Below are 17,001 nucleotides of genomic sequence, written 5' to 3' on the forward strand. Positions count from 1 at the left end.
TTCAACCTATCCTTTCCGTAGCATATGAATAGCTTCAATTCCCCTTATTGTTTCTCATGTGAAATCTTCGAAACATAAAAAGAATGGGATCATCGTCGACAATAACCGAAAATGCTCACATTCCTCGTTTCTACACATAACCATCAGCTTCAAACATACAACAGCCTTGCAGACCACGGCTTCATTCCTGTATGCTATAGTCTGTAAAGGATGTGACCCCCTGATGTCTTATATTCAACCTTTCGGTTTGAACGAAATCCGGCTCTATTTTGCATACCAACGAAAAAGCACAGGAGTTGAACAGTTCCAAGGTACATTCCATGCGCATCAAGGCATCGAGATTCTGATCGTTCATGAAGGCAAGGGTACGCTTATCGTTGATCAGAAAAGCTACGAAGTAATGTCCGGCATGCTATGTGTGTTCCAGCCTTATCAGCTGCATCATATTCAGATGGAAATGACTCCGCAGACGCCCTTCGTTCGCTCTATCATTCAGTTCGAGCCTTCACTCTATGAAGCGTATTTCGATAAATGGCCAAGTTTATTGGCTTTTTTTAAGCATATTCATACAAGCAAGCTGCCCTATCCTTGCCTATTTAACCTTGACGAAACGGCACAGTTTCACTCACTGTTACAAAGCTTGGAGCTTAAACAATCCACTTTGATCAAGAAGGATGAGCTCGAAGAATACTCCTTGTTTTTGATCGCTTTTTTCCGCGAATTTAAGCCCCTTTGGGAACAAAGTAAAGGCCAGATTGGCATGGGTACGTCGCGCAAGCCCCACCAAGCAGAGCGCATACTCGTCTGGCTGGAGGGGCATTACACCGAACCGCTTCGTTTGGAGAAAATGGCCGCTGAGCTCCACCTTTCTGCACACCATTTATCCCACTTATTCAAAGAGTGTACAGGCTCCAGCATTACTGATTACGTGTTCTCAAGGCGTATGCAGCAGGCTGTTAAACTGTTAATCTCAACGGATCATGCAGTGGCTCATATCGGTGAAGCCGTTGGCATGATGAACTGCTCCTACTTTTGTAAAATGTTTAAAACGGAAATCGGCGTTACACCGCACCAATATCGGAAGCAATGGCAGAAGCAGTTTGACACCAGCTCTACTCCGTACCTGTGATCGAAATTGCATTGCGCTGCGCAATCAAACACAGTTCCGCTGCTTTGAACGTATGCTCTTGCGTCATAGCGTTCTCCGTACGATTGAGGCAATCCAAGATCAATTGACCGAAGTAAGGAAAGCCGACCTTCCCATTCACAGCGAAATGCTGCTCACCATCCTGATTCACCAGATAGACATGATCACTCGTCTGATCACGGGCTATATCCACATATTTGCGAAGCTCGATGTACCCTTTGCTCCCCAGGATCGTCATACGGCCATCTCCCCATGTGCTTAAACCATCCGGCGTCATCCAGTCTACACGGAAATAGCCGGTGGCTCCGTTATCTCCGATTAATGCCGCATCGCCAAAATCTTCAAAGTTCGGGTACTGCGGATAGTTATAGTTGGCGACTTTGCTATGAACTACCTTCGCGTCTTTCGCTCCCGTATAATGAAGGAACTGCTCAATCTGATGGCTCCCGATGTCACATAAAATGCCGCCGAACTTATCCTTTTCAAAAAACCAATCCGGTCTGCTCATCAAACTAATCCGATGCGGTCCCAGACCAATAACTTGCAGGACGCGACCTATCGCGCCTTGTTCAATCAGCTGCCCGGCATAGACAGAGCTTTCCACATGCAAGCGCTCACTGTAGTACACTGCATATTTCCGTCCTGTCTCGACGACCTTCGCACGGGCCGCTTCCAGCTGCTCCAATGTGGTAAACGGCGCTTTGTCCGTGAAGTAATCTTTACCGCTATCCATAACACGAAGCCCCAGAGGTCCGCGATCACAAGGAACTGCCGCTGCCGCAACAAGCATGACTTGGGTATCCTGCAAAATGTCATCAAGTGAGCTCGCCACCTTTACATCGGGATACGTGCTGACGAACTTATCCACTTTGTCCGGGTCCGGATCATAAACCCACTTTAATTGACCTCCCGCTTCCCTCAGCCCATTGCACATACCATAAATGTGTCCATGGTCTAGCGCCGCTGCCGCAAATATAAACTCTCCAGGCTGACAAACCGCGTTGAAATTCCCTTGAGGTGCGTAATTCATACCGTCGCTTTTTTGCATGTCGTGTAACTCCTCTTTTATTTATATGTACTGCCGGTTGTAATCGTTTGTGAAGCGAAATTCTCGATGGATGTCTTCTTTTCATAAAAGTGAGTCGCATTCGCCTGTACGCCACTTCTCGTGTAAAACAAATCTTCTTTCGTTAGAGGCAGTTTTACGAGCTCCCCAGTACTGGACGATTTATAAATCGCTGTAATGAGTTCAAGGGTTTTACGTCCGCTAATACCGTCAATCAGCACAAGAGCACCGGTTTCAATGGCGGTTAGCACATTATCGATTTGTCCCGTGTGGCCTTCATACACAACTTCCGGCAGCATATCATACAAGGCTTGCAGCTGTACTTCCAGCTCATGGTTCGTCTCAGGAAAGCCATTAGCTAAAGCGTTGGATGCTTTTACTTTCCAAGGTGTGGAGACTCGCGCTTTCGCTCCCTGGAAGATCAGCTGCTGCTCCTCGCCATGGTGAACAACTGAGCTGGTCACTTGCCCCAAAGAACCCTCCTCATAACGCAGCATGGCGATGGAAAGATCTTCGACCTCCGCATTATCGTGAGACACGTTACTCATGAACGCTTGGATTTCCGTTGGACTACCCATCATCCAAAGCAGCGTATCGAGGTGATGCACGGCGTGATTCAGCGTCGGGCCTCCCCCTTCTTTCTCCCATGTCCCGCGCCACCATAGATCGTAGTAGCAATGACCGCGCCACCAGAAGGAGTCGACTTGCACGTGGACAATTTTTCCCATGAGTCCGCTGTCCAGCACGGCTTTCAATTTCATCATCGGCGTTTTGAAACGGTTCTGCGCTACCACTGATAAGATCTTGCCTGTCCGCTTCGCAGTATCATTCATCAGATCGCACTCTTCGAGGGAAGAGGCCATCGGTTTTTCAACCATGACATGAGAACCCGCTTCAAGAAACTCTGTTGTTAGGGTTGCGTGCGTATAGGGAGGCGTACAAATGGAAACAAGATCAATTTCCTCCTGCAGTAGCTCCTTGTAATCCTTAATCGCCCGCGCATTCAACTGAAATTGGTCAATGTGCTCCTGCGCTTTATCCTCATAAATATCACAAACCACAACAATCGTGCACCGCTCCGTAAAATGCAGATATCCCTCAATGTGGGCCTTCGAAATCGCACCTGCCCCAATAATAGCTACCTTCAACATCCTCTTCACCCTCCCTCTCTTTGTTGTTCTTAGCATACCAAGAACGCACTGACAGATGTGATAGTATTTTGTGAAAAAATGCAACTACTTTGCGGATGAGTTCATGATCTAACCATTTCCATGGACCCGTAAGTAAAGTTAGTGCTACGCACGTTTTATGAACTGATGAAAAAGCCGATGTGCCTAAAATCCGTTTTCATGACCTGAGACATACCGTGGCTATCCTGATGCTGAACCGCAACAGCTCTGATTCGTCAACGACGATTCAATAATTCGTTCCCAAGCTGCTGACCGCCTTTCAGCGGAGCATTAGGAGCAGAACAGAATGAATCCCCTGACTTCAACAGAGGACAGTGCGATTGCTTTTCTTAAGAAAAATAATGTCTGAATGGAGTTCATTGGCTTCCGAAAAAGCAGAAATATCATCAAAAATTTACTAGTGTGACCACGATGCAATTCTCGGCTGATCAATGCCCCATAACAAATCTAAAAACACCGGGAATTCCCGGTGCTACAACGTTTTTGTTTGGTGGAGCCAAGGGGGATGTAAGTTGCTCATTGTCGGAGTTGGTTGGCGACGTTTATTTAGCAAGGGGCTTTGGAAAAAATGAATTGACACAAACTCCACTTTAAAATAACATTAGTTACATAACATATGTTATTATTAAGGAGTTGAAGCAATGCCCCCAACAGCAGTTATCACGGAAGAGAAGATTTTAAAGGCAGCATTTGAAATTGTCCGGGTGCAAGGGTTAGAATACTTGACTGCCCGAAACATCGCACAAAAACTCAATTGCTCGACTCAACCTGTGTATCGAATCTACGATAATATGGATGAAGTTAAAGATCGTGTGTATGGAATGGCTGTAAGTCTGATGCGGGATCAAATATTCAGCCATCAGGATGACCAAAACTCGCCAGCATTGAATATGGCGATCGGTTTTTTGCATTTTGCGAAGCAAGAGCGATATATTTTTCAGTTCGTGTATTTATCCGGATACAAAAGTTTTGATTTAAGTCACGAAGTGTTTATGGGAGACACGTTAAGTATGAAATCAATGCTTCATAGCAAGCGATTTCGAGCTATTGATGAGAATAAGCAAAAAAATATATTTATCAAAATCTCGATCTATCTCATTGGGATTGGCACAATGATCAATTCAGGCACGCTAAAGATGGATTTCCATGAAACTATAGAGATGGTTAAAGAAATGTACGAGGCATTATTGTCCTATGAAGGGAGACCACAATCATGACGCAAATGGTCGGAAAGAAAGTAGGCGAAGGCGGTTGCTCGGAAGTATTCCAATGGGGCGGGAATCAACAAATCGTGAAAGTAGCGAAGGGCAACACGAGTGTGGATGCGGTGAAAAGAGAATTTTCCAATAACATGCTCGTATGGGAGAACGGATTGCCCGCGGCCCGTCCCTATGAATTACTGGAAGTCGATGGCCGTCCCTCGATTGTCATGGAAAGAATCCACGGGGAATCGTTGATGGAGCATTTCTTCCGTTACCTTATTCAGCCTCCTTCCGAAAAAAGTCAAAATGGCGATAGTAGTGAATTTTTAAAAATCACTGCAAGATTATTGAACGAAACGCATCGTTTTGGCAACCTTCCTTTGCCTTCTCAAAGAGAAATGATGATATACTCCATTCGCTCGGCAGGCTATTTAACCGCATCCGAGAAAGAACGGGTGATCCGCCATCTGGAACAATTGCCTATCAAAAAGCAAGTCTGCCATGGAGACCCTAATCCGGGAAACATCATGATTCGTGAGAACAAAGCTTTGTTCATTGATTGGATGAACGCTTCGATAGGCAACCCCGAGGCTGATTTGGCCGAATATGTCATTATGATCCGTTATGCCATCTTGCCGCCCCACGCTCCGAGCAGAGCGGTTTCCAACTTCGATTCCCTGAGAGCGCATATCATTCAAATATTTTGCGATGAGTATCGCCGTTTGTCGGGCAATTCTCTGGATGAAGTTGAAAACTGGATCATGCCTGTTGCGGCGCGTAAACTATGTGCGGATGCTATCAGCGAGGAAGAAAAAATGTTGCTTCTCGCCGAGATCAGGTCAAGACTTTAGCTATTAGGAGTTCATCTGGCTTTGGTGCAACCATTGCAACTGATCAAAGATATCCGCGATTTTGGTTTTGTAATACTGTCAAACCAAACAATTTATTGATAAATTTAACTGTAGAAAGGACAGACGAATGATAGCATTCGATCTGTCCTTTCTTTATCATATGCATGACTTCGATTCCGGCAATTGTTTTCTCTGCAGTACTTAATGATTTGACTTTCTTTATGAATCGATGCTCTTGTTCAATAATATTGTTTAGATATTTCTGTTGTCGTAGTAATGTTTCTTGATTCATAGCTTTCTCGTCCTTCAATTGCTGGACTCCGGTAGGGTATGCTGGGTTTTTATCGACGGTGATCACGCGCGGTGATTGATTGTGAGGTGAGGTCAACGATTTCTTGAAAGATCGTTTGGCGGCATGAATGTCTCGATTTTCAGATAGCATGAAATCAATCGTGTTGCCGCTTGAATCCACGGCTATGTAAAGATATTTCCATTGTCCTTTGACTTTAACATAGGTCTCATCCATCCGGAATGAATCGTTTGTCGACTTCAAATAAGGGTGAATTCGCTTGTCTAGTTCCAGTCCAAACTGGTGAACCCCTCACATAATGGTTGTATGAGCCATATGTAGTCCTCGTTCTTCTATCATTTCTACTAGATTACGATAACTCTAGCTGTATTTATCCCATGTCTCAATTTGAATCATGGTATCATGGATTAGAACTTTGCACCACACATTTACTGTGTGGTGTCATATTTATTGAGAAAAACGAGGTTGAAAATGTTGATTTATCAAGGGCCTTTATCACAATTTGTGAGAAAGTGCATGGAATCGCACCTGAACTAAACCGCAGTTTTCCATATTTGATGAGACTATCCGCCATTGCATGAATGTATTTTTATACACAAATATGTACATGCTTTTTTGACTTAAAAGGGAAATAAAAAATCACCCCCTATGCTTGCATATGCGCTTTTCGCTACAATATAAAAAAAGTAAGCCGTCAGCTGCTCAAGCAGCAGATAGGTTTACTTTTTCAGCACCAGTATTAGAAGTAAGTATTAGGTCCTACTTGATACTTCTCAACGGAGCCGTCACGAAGCTCGACAATAACTTGATCAACCGGATGCGTGCCGATGTGCATAGCGCCATTCTCGCACCAAAATACCGTGCTGTTGTCGCCGCCTTTATAATAACGTCCAGTTGGCAACCAACGTGCCGATCGTTCCCCTCTTCATGCGCAATACGCAGGTCGCGTTATCGTCTACATCGGTTCCTTCTTTATGCAGTGTGTTCACGAAAGCAGCGACTTCAGCGTCGCTCATGAGCACCTGCATTCGCTGCTGCAATCGCACAGGGAGCGTGAACTATCCCTCACTACTAATACTGATCATGAGAAGTATAGCTCTCATGGAGTCTTAGCCTCGACTATAACAAGCATCCCACAACTTTAGGAGTATTATAATCCGTATTTATTGGACAAATAAGAAAAAACATCTTGCCTTTCGTTCACTGTCAATACACGGTTATAGATAATTACCTCTGCAATATCTCCCTGGAAAAAGTAATCGATATACTTTTGATCACCCGTATGCCAAGCCATATAGGCTCCAATCGTGTTGGGTTGATCATCCGGCGAAACATTCCTGATCTGCCCTCCCAAATAATCGGTTCCTACCCATGCCCCATTCTTATAAAAATTCAGATTCCCATCCGAATTGCTATAGGTACCGCCAAGAGCATTCCATGTGCCACTATACACAGTTCCCGATACCGTCTTGGTCGTGTGGCTTGTATTCCTTACCAAAAACCTGGGTACGGTGTCTGAGCTTGATATTCTCAGCGCTTCTCCTCTGCCATATATGCCTTTAATAGAAGTTCCTTGACTTTTTGCAACCGTAAATATCGTCGTATTATTCTGTAAGTTCAAAGATGCAGGACTCCCCATACTCATGTAATCATCAATGCCATCAAAGCGTAACACTGCTTTTCCATTAACAACATTTGCATAATATTTAGGCCGTTTTGTCGAGGTATTCTGAACAGCATGGTTTGAGCTTCCAGAGCTGTCAGCGAAGGTAGACACATTGTCACCGCTATTCAAGCCCGTTATGGAATCTGCCTTCAGCCATAATACCTGCCCTGCTGCCGGTACAACGGGAGTTGGTGCTGGTATTGAAGGCATTTCGGACAGTACATACCAATTACTTGATGTTCCATTGTTAATACCCAGTTTTATATCCGGCTCTGGCATAGAGGCTTTGGAGAATACACCTAGCGCCAGCTTAGTTGCATTAGCGTTGTATGTGAATGAAAAATAGGTTGAATTCGTCACGGTCTGTCCAGGCTTCCAGTCAAAAGGATTCACACCGGACAAGGTGCTGGTGGCAAGTACATTATTGCTGCTGTCCAACAAGGCCAGCTTTACAACTGCCGTATTTCCTTTCATGTATAGGGGTGCGACTCCGTCATTCCGCATCTTGAAGGTTAGGCTTCCGGTAGTGCCGTTGCCAAGATCACTGGGATAAGCCGCCTCTGTCATTTTAAACCAATAGCCCATCTTGTTCTGCCACTCATCAACCAGATTTCCTTTTTCAGATAAAAAGGTATTGGCGTCCGTTCCATTCCACTCACCTAATGGCTGATAGCTGTATTTGGAACCATTAATTTGGCCCGGAACCATACCGTCATACCAGATCTCACCTGTCCATCCCTGGCCAAGCTTTAATTTTTCATATGGAAAAGACCATTCTCCTACTGCTGGACCGATATTTAAAAATGACAAAGCTTTTTGCCATCGTGGAGAGTAATCCGAAGAATCCTCTCTTGCGCCGAACCCATAGGTGTCTCGAGCATAATAGCCATACCCTCCAGCATACATACCCGTTCCACCAGATATCGGTACGATAATATGGGTTTGATCAAAGCCAGACCACTGATCGATGTACTGTCTCTTAACCGCATCACCTGGGTCTGTTCCCCCAAGCCCACCTAAATGCCACTCGCCCCAGTTTCCAAAGGTTCTGGCATCGATAAATTCAATATTGGGATCACCATTATAACGATCCTTAAGTGCAGTAATAAATTGTCCCATTTTGCTAATAAATACGGGATCATTCCATACAGGCACTTTGGTGCTCGGTGCATCTGATGCATAATAATACTGTGCGCCAGCATCAATAACCCATTGAGGCATGGATGTGTAGCTTGATGACGAGTTCACCTGAACAGGCATAACCCCAAATGCAAACTTTTTACCTTTAGTTACAGCAGCAGTGTACATGTTATCGATCGGTGTCCAATTAAAAGAATTGTCTCCTATGTGAATATCCTTCCAATTAAAGCGAGCATAACCCACTGAGGCCTTTTCCCAGACCGCAGAATTTGCATTAGCAAAATTGCTATACACAATCCATCCTTTCCCTGGGTTTATTAGATAATCATTGTTCCCTTGCGGAGAAACGTACAGGGTCGTCGCCGCTGAAGCATGGTTTAATACCCCGATGAACGGTGTTAAAGACAACAGCATACAAAAGATCAAAACTCTAATTAACACTCTTTTTTCTAATAAAAACATGGATTTACTCCTCCTTATTTACTTCGTATAGATTTTCCGATAATCGCCTGGCGTAATGCCTTCACTCTCCTTGAATTTCCTTATAAAGCTTGAGACATTGGTATAGCCAACCTTCTCCACAAGCTCCTGCATATTATCTTCTCCATCAGCAAGCATCTTCTTGACCTTTTCGATGCGTAGCCCATTGACATATTGGGTTAATGTTTTGCCTGTTTCTTCTTTGAAAATACGACTTAAATAAGGTGGCGTGACCGAGAACTGTTCCGCCATCAATTGAAGGGAAAACTGAGGGTTCGTGAATTGCTCATCCACATAAGTCACTAACTCGTTCTTCCATTGGACAGAGGAACGGTTTTTACTCTCCTCGATATGGCGGCAGATGAGAATACTAATACCCGTAATCATATCGGATAATTCATCAATGGTTTCATAATCCAATAAAGTGATGACATCCGGGTAGCCTATTGCTTCATATTGATCATTTTGCTGCAGCTCGTTCAACGTCGTCACAATAAGATGGATGAGATCATAGCAGATGTTCCTTACGACAAATAACGACACATTTTTCGCTTTGATTTCGCGAATCAATTCGGACAAATAGTTGGATAGCTGCTCGATCTCACCACGATGAATATACAGCCGTATATTCTCCATCTCATTCACCATCTGTAAGGCTCTGTCACCTTCTACCACCTCATGGATGAAAATGATGGACCGTTTACCACGTATTAAGCGATAATCCAAAGCGGTATTGGCTTCAATATACGATTTTCCGATTTCGGATGTTTTCGCATAAGCATTGCCTACACCTATGGTCGCATGAACCCCCCATTCTATTCTTAGAGCCATCTGCAATTTCTCCATTTGTTTCAGGAAAGCGATCGGACTATCACTTTCAGAAGCGATAATAAACACGATTTTATTGTTTTCCCATGTATCCAGTGCATAACCTACATTCTCCTGGTCCAGCTCTTCTTCCAGTTTACGGGCAATTTGGGGCAGTATTTCATTGATCGATTCTTCTGATGTGTCCAGCTGTAGAATGACAGACCTGAACCAGTCGTAATAAAAATAGATTCCTGTTTCATTGACCATCCAATTCAGCTTGGACAGTTCTTCAATATTCCCTCTTAATAACTCATGCAAGTAAAAATTTCTCAAAACAGGCCTGCTGAAAATAATTTGGCTCTGCATAGATCGGTTCTTATTGGACATCTGGTGAACAACACGATGAAAGGCTTCAAATTCATTAACATGTTGCTGTAGAGACTCTCCGGTTTCACTTTCAATGAATTGTCTAAGCTTGCGAATCGGGCTATAGTTCAACTTCATAAACAAATAGCTCAGGCAAAGCCCCAATAGGAAGGTTGCCGCTAAGCTTATAAGAGCAATTTTCTTGATATAGACAACACGTGTCATGATCTTATCCTCTTCTACTAGCGTCACATACGTCCATCCGTTTCTTGGTGACCTGGTATAGGAAACTAGAAAATCAACATCCTTTATTTGAAGCTTCATGGTGCCCTGATCCGCTTTGGATTGGAGATAGGGAGCAATCACTGCCATTTGGGATACGCTGCTAGATTCAGTCGTATTAATGAGTTTCCCTTCTCTATCTAAGATAAATGTAGCTTTGCCATCATCCTCTAAAATATTTTGGATGAGAAGCTGAATAGAACTCTCTTTAATGAAAAACATGACCACTCCATAATTGGTCGCTGATTTAGGAATGGGGACCATGTACGTAATAAACGGATTATCACCCAATGGTTTAATATGTTGTGGCGCGTACACTTTAGACAAGGAGTTATGGAGGATATCCTGCCTGAATTGGTCTCGGTTCCATGAAGTATAACCAAATAATCCATCCATAAATTCTTCTACCTGATACGTACTATAGGATGAGAATAGAAAAGGTTGTTTATCATAATAAAGTACAAGATCATAGATGAAGCTATTACCTGTTTTGTATTTGTTTAATTCCTGCAGAGCCTGCCTTCCCCAATAACCGTCTCTTGTAACACGATACGGAGTTAGTTGATTATTCAACGAAATTTGAAAAGCTATTTTTTCCAATTCATCCATTTTCACATCCAGATTATATTGCACTTGCGACAGCACTTGCTTGTTGTTCTTTATGACTTCCGAACGGACTGTCTCTATAAAATACTGATAAATGAATCCACCTATGAGGATCAAAGGTATGCTAAGAATGATGGTGTATGAAATGAAATACTTGTAGTGCAGTGAACATTTATTTAAGAACTTCATACGCACTTCTCCTCGCTCACATTCAATCTCATCATAGACATCTTCTAGCCTTCAAATCAATTCTTCATATAACGGTCATAGATGCCTTGATGAATCTTCAGCTTATCCTTTAGTCCCATACTGTTAATTTCTTTGATATAATTGTCCCACTCTTCATCAATGCCGCCGCGAACGATCCACTTCACTTCCATCTCGGAAACATAGGAATCAATGTCCAGATCCAATACCTTCAGTTTGTCAGCTTCCTCCAAGGTCGAGTAAACCGTTGAAGGATACGTGTTTTTCTCAGGTACGATATTGTCCTTATAAATCGTTTCATAAGCGACATTTCTAGCATCGTTGGCAGCGCTTTCGACGACATTTAAGGCTTCCTTGCTGCTGAACAGTAAGGGAATGAAATTTAGAGGCGCTACTTTCCCTTTAAATACAGCTTGTGATTCACTGGCAGGTGGAGCAACCTCAGTAATTTTACCGTCAGCTGATTTTGTTAAATGAGTTCCGAAAGGTCCCCGATGCAATTCATATTTGAGCTCGCCTTCATTCATGGCATCCGCCAGGCGCATGCTAATTTCGGGATGCTTATTGCTGGATGAAATCGAGAAGTAGTTTAATTGCATACGATTATCTTGTCTACGCCAGAAACGATCTCCACTAGGACCTGCCACAGGTTCAATGGGGACGTATTGCGCGAGCCTTTCATTAGATCCTGTTTCACCACCGTTGAAGCTTGTAAATGAACCGTATAGCGCGACATCCTTATTGGCAATCTTCGCATTGTATTTCTTCTGATCCTGGGTGAATGCTTCCAGATCAATCAAGCCCTCTTGATACAATCTATGGAAATATGTAATGGCTTCCTTATAGGCTGGCTGAACAGGCTCGTAGCGTACCTTCCCATCAACTACAGCAAGCTTGCTTCCAGTTGGCTCCAAAACACCAAACGCGCCGTACAGTACATGGTGGCTATTGTTCAAGTTGGAATAAATCATGCCTAACGGAATTTCATCCGCTTTTCCATTTCCATTGGGATCCTTCTCCTTGAAGGCTTTCAATACGGTATACAGCTCTTCTGTTGTTGTTGGCGCTTTCAAATTCAATTTCTTCAACCATTCCTGGTTCAAAAAAAAGCTGTTCCGATATTCAAAATACGGCTGGTTATACACCCAAGGCAGTGCATATATCTTCCCATCCGGTGTTGTTGCCGCTTTCTTCACATTCGGGTTTTCATTCAAAAATTTCTTAATATTAGGCGCATACTTATCTATTAAATCATTAAGCGGAACTAGTAGACCTTGCGAACCATACTGCACAACCTCGATAGAGTTCAATCCAGCAAAGAAGATATCCGGTAGCTCATGGCTGGCAAACATCAAATTATTTCTTTCCTTAATGCTTTCTGAGGGGATTTGATCCCATTTAATATGGACATTCGTCAGCTTCTCAAGCCTCTTCACCATCTCCATATCATTAAAATCGCCATGATGGGCTGCTTTTAGAATAGAAGCGGTTAAAGAAATCTTTTCATTTACAATAGGAAGTCCTGATACATTAAATTTCTCGACCTTTTTTGTGCTCTCAACAGCAGCAGGCTCCTTATCATTTGTACACGCCGCCAATAAGGAAACCATCGATAAAGCAATTAGCACCTGTGTACTAACATGTCTTCTCATAAACGTAAACACTCCCTTTATAAGATTAACTATATCTAAAAAAGTTGAACCTTGCATTCATCCTTTTAAAGATCCAATCATGATGCCTTTAACAAAATATTTCTGTAAAAACGGATACAAGATGAGCACTGGAATACTTGCCAAAATAATCGCTCCGTATTTGATCTGCTCGGCAAGCTGCAGCATGACTGTCGAGTCGAGATCTCCCATATCAAAGTTTTCTTGCACCTGATTTTGGATTAATATATGCCTCAAGACCAGTTGCAGCGGGTATTTATTCTCATCCCGCAAATAAATTAAGGCAGAGAAGAAAGAATTCCAATGGCTTACCGCATAGAAGAGAACCATGACTGCAATAATCGCCTTCGATAGAGGCACAACGATCGTCATAAAAAATCGAATATTCGAGCATCCATCGATAAAGGCAGCTTCTCTAACCTCCTCAGGGATGGATTGCGTGAAGAACGTTCTGGCGACAATCAAATTCCATACGACAATTGCATTAGGGATAATTAATGCCCATAGGGTGTTAACCATGCCGAAATCCTTTACCAATAGATAGGTTGGAATTAACCCCCCGCTGAAGAACATGGTAAAAACGATCATCACCATAAAGAAGCCCCGCCCATAAAAGTCTTTTCTAGATAGCGGATAAGCTCCAGTAATCGTTAAAACAACATTGATACATGTGCCAATTACCATATAAATCAAAGAATTTCTGTAGCCCAACCAAAGTGTGTCATTTTGAAATATTCTTTTATACCCCTCGAACGATATTTCTGTTGGAAACAACCACATTTGCCCTGTGTTGACCTCATAAGGATCACTGAAGGATGCAACGATGATAAAATAAAGCGGATAAATAACAATGGCACATAACAGGAGCACCAACGAATAATTGAGAGCATCGAATAAACGGTCTTCACGGCTCCTTACTTTAATCAAAACTTAACCTCCCTTTACGATGACTAATTACCACAGGCTTGATTCCGTAAATTTTCTGGCCAGTCGGTTCACGGCAATTAATAGGATCAAGTTAATCACAGAATCAAAGAGTCCAATTGCCGCTGAATAACTAAATTGTGATCCCAATAGGCCGGTTTTGTAGACATAGGTTGCAATTACCTCAGATGAAGCGATATTCAATGGCGTCTGGATCAAAAAGGTTTTCTCGAAACCAACTGTCAGCAAGGTTCCGAAATTCAAGATCAAGAGGATAACCGCCGTTGGAATTATGCTCGGGAAGTCAATGTGCCGGATCCGTTGAAATTTATTGGCTCCATCCACAATTGCTGCTTCATGAAGACCAGGATCGACTCCTGCAAGAACTGCCAAATAAATAATCGCTCCCCATCCAGCATGCTGCCAAACACCTGAGAAAACATGAAGGGTTTGAAACCAGCCTGCTTCTCCGAAGAAATATATCGGATCTCCGCCCAGAAACGTAATCAAGTGGTTGATTAGTCCAGTGGAAGGGGACAAAAAAACAGACATCATCCCAACCAAGACAACAGTCGAGATAAAGTGTGGTGCATAGGTAATCGTTTGAGCGAAGCGCCTAAACCGATTCCTTGTAATTTGATTCAATGATAGTGCCAAAATAATCGGTACCGGGAATCCGACAAGCAAGTTATATAGGCTTAAGCCCAGTGTATTCTTTATTAATGTCCAAAACTGTCGAGAGCGAAAAAAACGTTCGAAGTGTTCAAACCCAATCCATGGACTGCCCGTAATGCCTTTCGCAAAATTAAAATCCTTGAAAGCAATTTGCAAGCCATACATCGGACCATAATGAAAAATAATAAAAAATAAGAACGTAGGTAAAAACAATAAGTACAATTGATAATTCTGTATGACCTTGAGCGCCTTTTTTTTGCCTATTACAGTGATCTGTAACCCTCCTTTCGATGTTCTGATAGCGTTTGCATTCTTCATAGTAGTGACTCCTTAGCTGGAAGTAAATGCTCGATAATTAATACCCATATGCGATTCTTATCTTGCTCGACTTTAATTGAGATGCGTTACTGCCACTTGACCGACCTGAGGGCTCCAGGCATAACCGGATGTTTTATTCCACTTAACCTTGACGTAATTTACGTTGCTAAGATTCTGCAGTGTGTAAGACATATTCGTCCACGCAGCACTGGAAACCGCCGTATTCTGGTGAATGGTAGGAGTAATCGGTGTCCAAGTGCTTCCGTCTGGTGACGTAAAGAAGCTGAAATGCGATATCGCTTCTTCGTGATAGAAGTAAGTTGTGGCATGAAAGCTTTGAATTTGATTGTAGTTCCATATCATCTCCTCGTTCGTTGCCAGCGTCCTAGAGGCTCGCGAAGGGTCGTAACCAATATAAGTGCTATTAGTCGTGTTAAAGTTAGTGTTAGGGGTATGGGAATAGGTCTTGGTCCAATCATTGAGTGGATCTACAGAAGTGGTTTCAAATGATCCTGTATGCTCAAGCTTGACTTCGCCGAGATTGGGATTCCAGTGCATTCCGCTCGTATAGTTCCATTGTATTTTTACATAATTGGCATTCGACAAGCCGCTAAGAGCGTAAGTATACTTGGACCAATTCCCGCCCGAGCCAACTGAGTTTTGGGTAATCACCGGTGTTGCCGGTGTCCAGGTGCTTCCATCGGATGATGTAAAGAAGCTGTAATGCGATATCGACTCATAGGGCCAATGATAGCCTGTAGCCTGAAAGCTGGAGATGCCTTTGTACTTCCAGACGATCTCGGCATGGGCTGGAGCCGTTGGCATCCGATAGGCCCGGGAAGAATCATTGCCAATGTATTGCGTATTCGTAACGTCGAAGGAGAGACCCGAGCTATGGCTGTAGGTTTTATTCCAATTGTCGAGCGGATCGATAATTGTCGTCGATAAAGATAATTCATCTCTAGTAATCGTATTGGGGGAATTATAGAAATCCATCAGAATCTGCGGATTGCTTCCCGGTCCGTTACCAGTTGGTGCCCCATAGAAGTTATTGTCCATCCAGCCTGTATGCCATAACATATACCACACATAGTCGGTATCGTTGATTAGCTTTTCCGGCGTCGGCAATAGCCCTACTTCCGTTAAGCCGAAATTCTTCGAGCCTAGCTTGGTCTTGAAGGTGTTATTGACGGAAGTCCAAGCGGCATCGGTTCGATTGTTGGTATATAAATCCACTCCGCCCAAATCCACGTATGCATCACCTGGATAATAATTGGTGTACACGCTGTTCATGTCTCCCGTGTTCGGCGACCAAACCCAGATCAGGTTATTCAGATGATGATGATTCGTAAATCTGTTGTACATGTTGATCCATAGCTGCTTGAATTCCGTTCCTTTGTTACCCCACCAGAACCAGCTACCGTTCATTTCATGGTAGGGTCTCCATAGCACAACTACACCGTTATCCTGCAATTCCTTCAGGTAAGAAGCAATCAAATCGATGTGAGCCAACCATTTGTTGTACAAGGGCGTGCCTGGCGTAACAAGATTATGGAAATCGGTTGCTGTCATGGCTTGGTTAACTGCATTCCAGCCACTGTCATCGATTGCTTGGGGACTGGTCTCGTGCCATGTAAAGGTGACAAGTCCACCATGCGCAGCATGCTGGGTGGCTTGCTCAACTTTCTTCGACCGGTTTTCATCCATACTGGAGAACACCGACCCATGCACACCAAAATCCATATCCAAGCCAAGAAGCGCCGGGTAGCGGCCGGTCACGTCGTACGTATGCTGATACTCACTGATAGGCGCATACAGATCGGTCCGACCTTCATGCAAATGCTGTCCAGCTAATATTTGGTTCTGGTTCTTCAGCGTCTCAAGGTAATTCAATACATCATTTACTTTCTGACTGGCATTCGGGTTAACTGAAGCAGCATGAACCTCCTGGACTGGCAGCAAACCCATCAGTAAAACCAGTATCATCATGGTAATTACACTAGACTTGACACGTGCAAAATGGAACATAAATACTATCACTCCCTTTTTTAAGCTAAATCTTAAGAGCATCTCTGTAGCCTATTACAATAC

The 17,001-nt window shown here is 43.3% G+C and carries 11 protein-coding genes and 2 pseudogenes; 3 read left to right on the top strand and 10 right to left on the bottom strand.

What is annotated here, in order from left to right:
* Positions 1–223 precede the first annotated feature (223 nt).
* Positions 224–1,129, top strand: a complete 906-nt coding sequence (locus BK127_RS28095; RefSeq protein ID WP_076235361.1) for an AraC family transcriptional regulator — start codon at positions 224–226, stop codon at positions 1,127–1,129.
* Here the strand turns inward: BK127_RS28095 and BK127_RS28100 are convergent.
* Together BK127_RS28100 and BK127_RS28105 are read right to left on the bottom strand one after the other, a co-directional pair.
* Positions 1,113–2,195: a Gfo/Idh/MocA family protein gene (locus BK127_RS28100; RefSeq protein ID WP_076235363.1), complete on the bottom strand. Its 1,083-nt coding sequence runs from the start codon at positions 2,193–2,195 to the stop codon at positions 1,113–1,115. The genes BK127_RS28095 and BK127_RS28100 overlap by 17 nt on opposite strands.
* A gap of 17 nt (positions 2,196–2,212) precedes the next feature.
* Positions 2,213–3,364, bottom strand: a complete 1,152-nt coding sequence (locus tag BK127_RS28105) for a Gfo/Idh/MocA family protein (RefSeq protein ID WP_076235365.1) — start codon at positions 3,362–3,364, stop codon at positions 2,213–2,215.
* 680 nt (positions 3,365–4,044) lie between these two features.
* On the opposite strand from BK127_RS28105, the gene BK127_RS28110 reads away from it, so the two are divergent.
* Together BK127_RS28110 and BK127_RS28115 are read left to right on the top strand one after the other, a co-directional pair.
* Positions 4,045–4,620 carry a TetR/AcrR family transcriptional regulator gene (locus tag BK127_RS28110; RefSeq protein WP_076235367.1) on the top strand — a complete coding sequence of 192 codons (576 nt, stop codon included), beginning with the start codon at positions 4,045–4,047 and terminating at the stop codon, positions 4,618–4,620.
* Positions 4,617–5,456, top strand: a complete 840-nt coding sequence (locus tag BK127_RS28115; protein WP_076235369.1) for a phosphotransferase — start codon at positions 4,617–4,619, stop codon at positions 5,454–5,456. Before BK127_RS28110 ends, BK127_RS28115 begins: the two co-directional genes overlap by 4 nt.
* A 43-nt stretch (positions 5,457–5,499) precedes the next feature.
* Here the strand turns inward: BK127_RS28115 and BK127_RS28120 are convergent.
* The 8 genes and pseudogenes from BK127_RS28120 to BK127_RS28150 all read right to left on the bottom strand — a co-directional run.
* Positions 5,500–6,126: pseudogene (locus BK127_RS28120) on the bottom strand (IS6 family transposase); the annotation flags it as partial.
* A 397-nt stretch (positions 6,127–6,523) separates the two neighbouring features.
* Positions 6,524–6,773 (bottom strand): annotated as a pseudogene (locus BK127_RS42620) (Gfo/Idh/MocA family protein); the annotation flags it as partial.
* 143 nt (positions 6,774–6,916) lie between these two features.
* On the bottom strand, positions 6,917–9,034 hold the full coding sequence (locus BK127_RS28125) for a DUF4832 domain-containing protein (RefSeq protein ID WP_076235371.1): 2,118 nt from the start codon (positions 9,032–9,034) through the stop codon (positions 6,917–6,919).
* Between the two features lie 18 nt (positions 9,035–9,052).
* Positions 9,053–11,305, bottom strand: a complete 2,253-nt coding sequence (locus BK127_RS28130) for a helix-turn-helix domain-containing protein (RefSeq protein WP_076235373.1) — start codon at positions 11,303–11,305, stop codon at positions 9,053–9,055.
* A gap of 56 nt (positions 11,306–11,361) precedes the next feature.
* Positions 11,362–12,975 (bottom strand): extracellular solute-binding protein, encoded by a 1,614-nt coding sequence (locus BK127_RS28135; protein ID WP_076235376.1) that lies wholly within the window; start codon positions 12,973–12,975, stop codon positions 11,362–11,364.
* Between the two features lie 57 nt (positions 12,976–13,032).
* Complete coding sequence (locus BK127_RS28140) at positions 13,033–13,920, bottom strand: carbohydrate ABC transporter permease (RefSeq protein ID WP_076235377.1); 888 nt, start codon at positions 13,918–13,920, stop codon at positions 13,033–13,035.
* Between the two features lie 27 nt (positions 13,921–13,947).
* A complete protein-coding gene (locus BK127_RS28145; RefSeq protein WP_076235378.1) occupies positions 13,948–14,910 on the bottom strand; it encodes an ABC transporter permease in 963 nt (320 codons plus the stop codon).
* A 72-nt stretch (positions 14,911–14,982) separates the two neighbouring features.
* Positions 14,983–16,938, bottom strand: a complete 1,956-nt coding sequence (locus BK127_RS28150; protein ID WP_076235379.1) for a glycosyl hydrolase — start codon at positions 16,936–16,938, stop codon at positions 14,983–14,985.
* Positions 16,939–17,001: the final 63 nt, after the last annotated feature.

This window comes from Paenibacillus sp. FSL H7-0331 (assembly GCF_001956045.1).

Coding starts and splice junctions, on each gene's coding strand:
- BK127_RS28135 (WP_076235376.1), bottom strand. CDS start 12,975: ATGAGAAGACATGTTAGTACACAGGTGCTAATTGCTTTATCGATGGTT.
- BK127_RS28100 (WP_076235363.1), bottom strand. CDS start 2,195: ATGCAAAAAAGCGACGGTATGAATTACGCACCTCAAGGGAATTTCAAC.
- BK127_RS28095 (WP_076235361.1), top strand. CDS start 224: ATGTCTTATATTCAACCTTTCGGTTTGAACGAAATCCGGCTCTATTTT.
- BK127_RS28115 (WP_076235369.1), top strand. CDS start 4,617: ATGACGCAAATGGTCGGAAAGAAAGTAGGCGAAGGCGGTTGCTCGGAA.
- BK127_RS28145 (WP_076235378.1), bottom strand. CDS start 14,910: ATGAAGAATGCAAACGCTATCAGAACATCGAAAGGAGGGTTACAGATC.
- BK127_RS28105 (WP_076235365.1), bottom strand. CDS start 3,364: ATGTTGAAGGTAGCTATTATTGGGGCAGGTGCGATTTCGAAGGCCCAC.
- BK127_RS28130 (WP_076235373.1), bottom strand. CDS start 11,305: ATGAAGTTCTTAAATAAATGTTCACTGCACTACAAGTATTTCATTTCA.
- BK127_RS28125 (WP_076235371.1), bottom strand. CDS start 9,034: ATGTTTTTATTAGAAAAAAGAGTGTTAATTAGAGTTTTGATCTTTTGT.
- BK127_RS28150 (WP_076235379.1), bottom strand. CDS start 16,938: ATGTTCCATTTTGCACGTGTCAAGTCTAGTGTAATTACCATGATGATA.
- BK127_RS28110 (WP_076235367.1), top strand. CDS start 4,045: ATGCCCCCAACAGCAGTTATCACGGAAGAGAAGATTTTAAAGGCAGCA.